Annotated in this window: 6 protein-coding genes; 2 read left to right on the forward strand and 4 right to left on the reverse strand. The window is 58.0% G+C overall.

Features of this window, described 5'->3' with window-relative positions:
• Positions 1-346: 2-dehydropantoate 2-reductase N-terminal domain-containing protein (locus ACTHV6_RS11120; RefSeq protein ID WP_441387630.1), on the reverse strand; the 346-nt coding region annotated here is incomplete at its 3' end.
• 234 nt (positions 347-580) lie between these two features.
• Between ACTHV6_RS11120 and ACTHV6_RS11125 the strand changes: the two genes are divergently transcribed.
• Positions 581-1588: a bile acid:sodium symporter family protein gene (locus tag ACTHV6_RS11125; protein WP_441387631.1), complete on the forward strand. Its 1008-nt coding sequence runs from the start codon at positions 581-583 to the stop codon at positions 1586-1588.
• 18 nt (positions 1589-1606) lie between these two features.
• A complete protein-coding gene (locus ACTHV6_RS11130) occupies positions 1607-2242 on the forward strand; it encodes a TetR/AcrR family transcriptional regulator (protein ID WP_441387633.1) in 636 nt (211 codons plus the stop codon).
• Here ACTHV6_RS11130 and ACTHV6_RS11135 read toward each other — a convergent pair.
• From ACTHV6_RS11135 to ACTHV6_RS11145, 3 genes are all read right to left on the reverse strand, one after another.
• Positions 2239-3618, reverse strand: coding sequence for an amidase (locus ACTHV6_RS11135; RefSeq protein ID WP_441387634.1), 1380 nt, complete (start codon positions 3616-3618; stop codon positions 2239-2241). The two genes, ACTHV6_RS11130 and ACTHV6_RS11135, sit on opposite strands and share 4 nt — an antisense overlap.
• A gap of 104 nt (positions 3619-3722) precedes the next feature.
• Positions 3723-3926, reverse strand: a complete 204-nt coding sequence (locus tag ACTHV6_RS11140) for a cold-shock protein (RefSeq protein ID WP_441387636.1) — start codon at positions 3924-3926, stop codon at positions 3723-3725.
• 261 nt (positions 3927-4187) lie between these two features.
• A partial coding sequence (locus ACTHV6_RS11145) for an MFS transporter (protein ID WP_441387637.1) occupies positions 4188-4844 on the reverse strand: 657 nt, incomplete at its 5' end.

Here is a 4844-nt window from a genome sequence, read left to right on the forward strand (position 1 = left end):
CCGGATAGACCTCACTGACACGATCAATGTGTGACATGCCGTTGAGTACGGGAATGATCGTGGTATCCGGCCCAACAAACGGCGCGATATCGCTCAGCGCCTCGTCCAGGCCGTAGGCCTTCGTTGAGAGGATCACCAGATCAAAGGGATCAGACTGATCATCCACTGTTACACACTGAACGGCATTCGTTCGCTCTGCCTCTGGCGAGATGAAGGTGAGTCCGTTCTCGCGTATTCTTGCTGCTCGCGCTGGCCGAACAAAGAAGGTGACGTCACGGCCCGCCTCGTGAAGTAGCGTTCCGTACGCTCCCCCAACGCCGCCGGCACCAACAACCAAAATTCGCATCTGTTCCTCCTCAGTGAGTTTTGACGATTCTACCGCCGCACGAACAGTGGTGAGGAACACCACGGGTCACGTTGTGACCACCGGTTTTCCCCGATCTGACCCGGGCGTATCTTGGAACGTGCGGCCACGCCCAATACTGCGATCCAGTGCGAAACGGACCATTTGCACACGCCTTCGGCTCACCATGGCACGTATCCCGTGTGTTCCCAGAACTCATATATAGGAGCATCTTTCATGCAGGCAATCCAACGCTTCGGATCGTGGCTGACCAAGTGGTTCACTCTGGTGGTCATCGTTTGGGCACTTCTCAACTTCTTTGTCCCAGAAATTAGCGCATGGGCGAAGAGCTACACCAATATCTTCCTCAGCATCGTCCTATTTGGTATGGGAATGACGCTCAGCCTGAACGATTTCAAGCGAATCATCAAAATGCCCCTCATGGTCATTCTGGGAACCGTGGCTCACTACCTCATCATGCCCCTACTGGCCGTGGCCCTGTGCAAGCTGTTCCAGTTGGATGGCATGGTAGCCGTTGGTGTGATCCTTGTGGGATGCTGCCCTTCCGGCACCTCCTCTAACGTCATGTCCTTCCTCTCGCGCGGCGATGTTGCATTGGACGTCTCGATTGGTCTTCTTTCAACCCTTCTGGCACCCATCATGGTGCCGGTTCTCATGAGTGGTCTTGCCAGCCAGTACGTTGATATCCCCGCCGGTGACCTGTTCAAGACGGCACTGGAAGTGGTGTTGATCCCCGTGGTACTGGGCATCACGGTTCACACTGTCTTCGGGGAGAAGGTTTCCACCATCACCACAGCGCTTCCCGCGGTTTCGCAAATCGCCATTCTGGTCATCATCGGAACTGTGGTGGCCGTAAACAACGAGAAGCTATTTACCCGTGAAACGGCCCTTATTCTGCCAGTAGTAATGCTGCACAACCTGTGCGGATACGCCCTCGGCTACCTCTTCTCCAGAGCGATGTTCAAACTTTATCCATCCGGCTTCCGGTATGCCCAGCAGAAGGCCATCACATTCGAAGTGGGCATGCAGGATTCGGCTCTGGGTGCCACGCTAGCGCTGCACGCCTTCGCCGCACATCCTGTGGTTGCGATCCCTTCTACCTTCTTCAGCGTGTGGCACAACATCTCCGGTTCGGTTCTGGCTTCGTGGTGGCGCCGCCGGGATGATAAGTACCAGATTCCCGCCGATTCACACGATGGAAAGCGCCCGGCGAAGGTGGCTTAAGCGCGATACACTGCCGTGGTGAGTACTGAACGCATCGATCCACGCTTCCAGCGCAGCCACGATGCCATTGCCGCTGTGATGTTGGAGTTGGCAGCCCAGGTGCCCGCCGAACAGATCACGGTGCGTGATCTGGCTCAGGCCGCCGGCGTATCCCGGCAAACCTTCTACCGTCATGCATCCTCCCCGGTCGAATTCTTGAGTGGGATCCTCATCGAGGATATGCACCGTTTTGCTCCTGCGTTGGTTGGTTCTCTTTCCGATCCCTCGGTGAGGTTCGAGGATGCGTGGCGCGCGCTCTACTCCGGAATGCTGGATCATGTGAACCGCTTCGCTCCTGTGTATCAGGTGATGGTCTCGCGGCAATCCACCGCCTTTAACGCAATCAACAATTGGTTTGTCGCATCCGGCCGGGAGTTTATCCGGGACGCCATTGCTTCATCTGCAGGGACTTTGGATGACACATGGATCGAGTTGGCCGCGCAGCAGCAGGCTGGCAATGTCTCAGCCATCATGAAAACGTGGATTCTCGAAGGCATGACCAAATCCCCGGAGTACATGGTGAATCTGTTCATGACTCTCGCACCGCCGTGGCAGCTGGCCCGCCGCAACGAATCCGGCAAACTGGATTTCCCCACGCGCCGTCACGGAACCTAAAGCTCCGGCGCGCGCGTATCCCACCCATATTCGGCCTCTAGCTGTGCCCCGATCTGCAGCAGAGTGGCCTCCCCGCCGGGCCGCCCAATCACCTGCAAGCCAATGGGCAACCCATCCGCGCTGGTTCCCACTGGTGACGCTATCGCTGGCAAGCCGCACACATTGAGATAGCTGGTGTAGGGAGCAAATACGCACTGCTGGGCAAAGTTGTGCTCACCGTCCGCCGCATCGAATTCACCGAACGTCGGGGCCACACCTGTAAGCACGGGAGTCACGATCGCATCATACGGCGCGTAGTCCGCAACAATTCCCGCCTCGAACTGAGCAAACGCACCGAGCGCCCACTCCACGTCCGCCGCGCTCAGCTTACGCCCATCTCGCACGAGCCACTGCGTCAGCGCCTCGAAGCGCGAGAGGTCTTCGATAGGCAAACCAGCGGCGCCGGCTTGCCACACGGTGATAAAAGCCTTCGCGAAGTCCGGGAAGAGATCCGGCTCCACGTGTGTCAGTGAATGCCCAGCCCGACCGAGCGAGCTAAGCACCGCATCGAACACATCACCAACATCCCGTGAGCATTCGATATCGAGGCTCTTGCTCCACGGGCTCCACATATTCCAGCCAAGATTCAGCGGCGGGCACGGCTCGTCCACAGCCTCCAGCATTGAGTTTCCGGGAGCCATCCCGTCAAACAACAGCGCCGCATCCCCTATGCTCCGCGCAAGAGGCCCGCCTACAACAAGCCCGCCGAGTGAATCTACTGGCACCACCCCACGGCTCGGTTTCAGGCCAACTACGCCACACGCGGCAGCCGGGATCCTGATCGATCCACCCCCATCGTTCCCTGGCGCGAAGGGCAGCATCCGCGCAGCCACAGCGGCCGCGGCACCCGCAGAGCTCCCGCCCGTATCGCGCGAGAGATCCCACGGGTTGCGCGCGGGTCCGCCGGGCAACCGGTTTTCTCCATAGGCGCTGAAGGCAAATTCCGGAACGTTCGTCTTCCCCAGAGAAATCCCGCCAGCCGCGTCCATCGTTCGAGCGATGGACGAGCTTTCGCACGCAACCTCAGTTGTGAGGCCTACGGTGCCATGGGTGGTTGGGAGCCCAGCACGGTCTGTCACGTCCTTATCCGCGAAAGGCATCCCCCACAGCGGTGACTCGCGAACGCTAGGGCGGCCACCGTGTTCTGCAGCCCGTTCCAACCCCCGCGCCCGCTCCATGGCGCGATCACCGTCCACCGCCACGAGGGCGTGAATGGTTGGATTGAGAGCCTCAATCCGTTCAAGATAGTCCCCCACCGCCTCGGTTGGGTTCACTTCTCCTGCTGCCAACATCTGGCGCAGGTTGAGTGCACCGACATCATGGAAAGAACGATTCACACGAACAGGATATATGAGGTGGGTTAACGGTTAGGGAGGCTTCGTCGTCGTCGACAAAAAAATAAAAAGAAAAAGGCGGGTGCCTCAGCACCCGCCTCGTGGAATCAGATCACGCGAATGTTCGCTGCCTGCATTCCCTTCTTGCCCTGTTCGGCATCAAATTCGACTTTCTGGTTTTCTTCAAGTGAGCGGTAACCGTCACCAGCAATCGCGCTGAAATGCGCGAAAAGATCTGCTGTTCCGTCATCGGGGGCAATGAAGCCGTAACCTTTTTCGGAGTTGAACCATTTGACGGTGCCTGTGGCCATAACGTCATTCCTTCAGTGTTTCTTGGACCGAGTGGCCCGGGTTACTGCAACGACGGCGCCGTTACAGGGATCAATAGTCACTTCGGCGGTGAAGTGAGGGCTCCCAATCATATGTGGAGCAAAGTGCGAACCGTTGGTCCGCTTGTTCAATAAAGCTAAAGAGTAAATGAGGTTTCAATTCGTCGGAGGTACTACATGACGCCACCGAACTACTCAGTGCCGAACACATTCAGTGTACATCCCAAAGCCTGTGTCCGGTAATCAGGCGTGGCGTGATTCTCTTACCTGACGGCGTTGCAGCGTATAGGCACTCACCAGAACGCACGTTCCCGCAACCGCCAGAACTACGCCAATTGCTGCGGGCGCACGGTAACCCCATCCTGCAGAAACGACGGCACCGCCCAAGAACGCTCCCAGAGCATTCGCCATATTGAACGCGGCGTGATTCATGGCAGCGGACATGTTGGGAGCATCGGACGCCTCACGCATCAAGCGTGCCTGAAGGCCATTCGTGAACAAGCTCATGGCCGAACCCATGATGAACATGAGTGGCAGAACCACGTAGGGAATATGAGCTGTCAACGCGACGAGGGCAAGCAGAATCGCCATGCCACTGACGCCAGCGAGCGCAGACTTATCGATCGACCGATCCAAGCATGGCCCCGAGATCAGCGATCCCACCGTCATGCCGCAGCCGTACAGGACAAGGACCCACGGCAAGGCACTGATGGGGATGCCGGTCACCTCTGTCATCGTTGGGGTGATGTAGGTGTAGAAGGCGAATGAGCCGCCAAAACCAACCGCGCCGGCAACTAGGGGTAACCAAATCTGGACCCGAGTCATCGATCGTAGTTCCGCTTTGGCGCTGGATTCCTGCTTCGATGGCAGGCTCGGTAGGAAATAGATCAGGCCGAATAC

Source organism: Ancrocorticia sp. (assembly GCF_052089425.1).
Classification (GTDB): Bacteria; Actinomycetota; Actinomycetes; order Actinomycetales; family Actinomycetaceae; genus Ancrocorticia.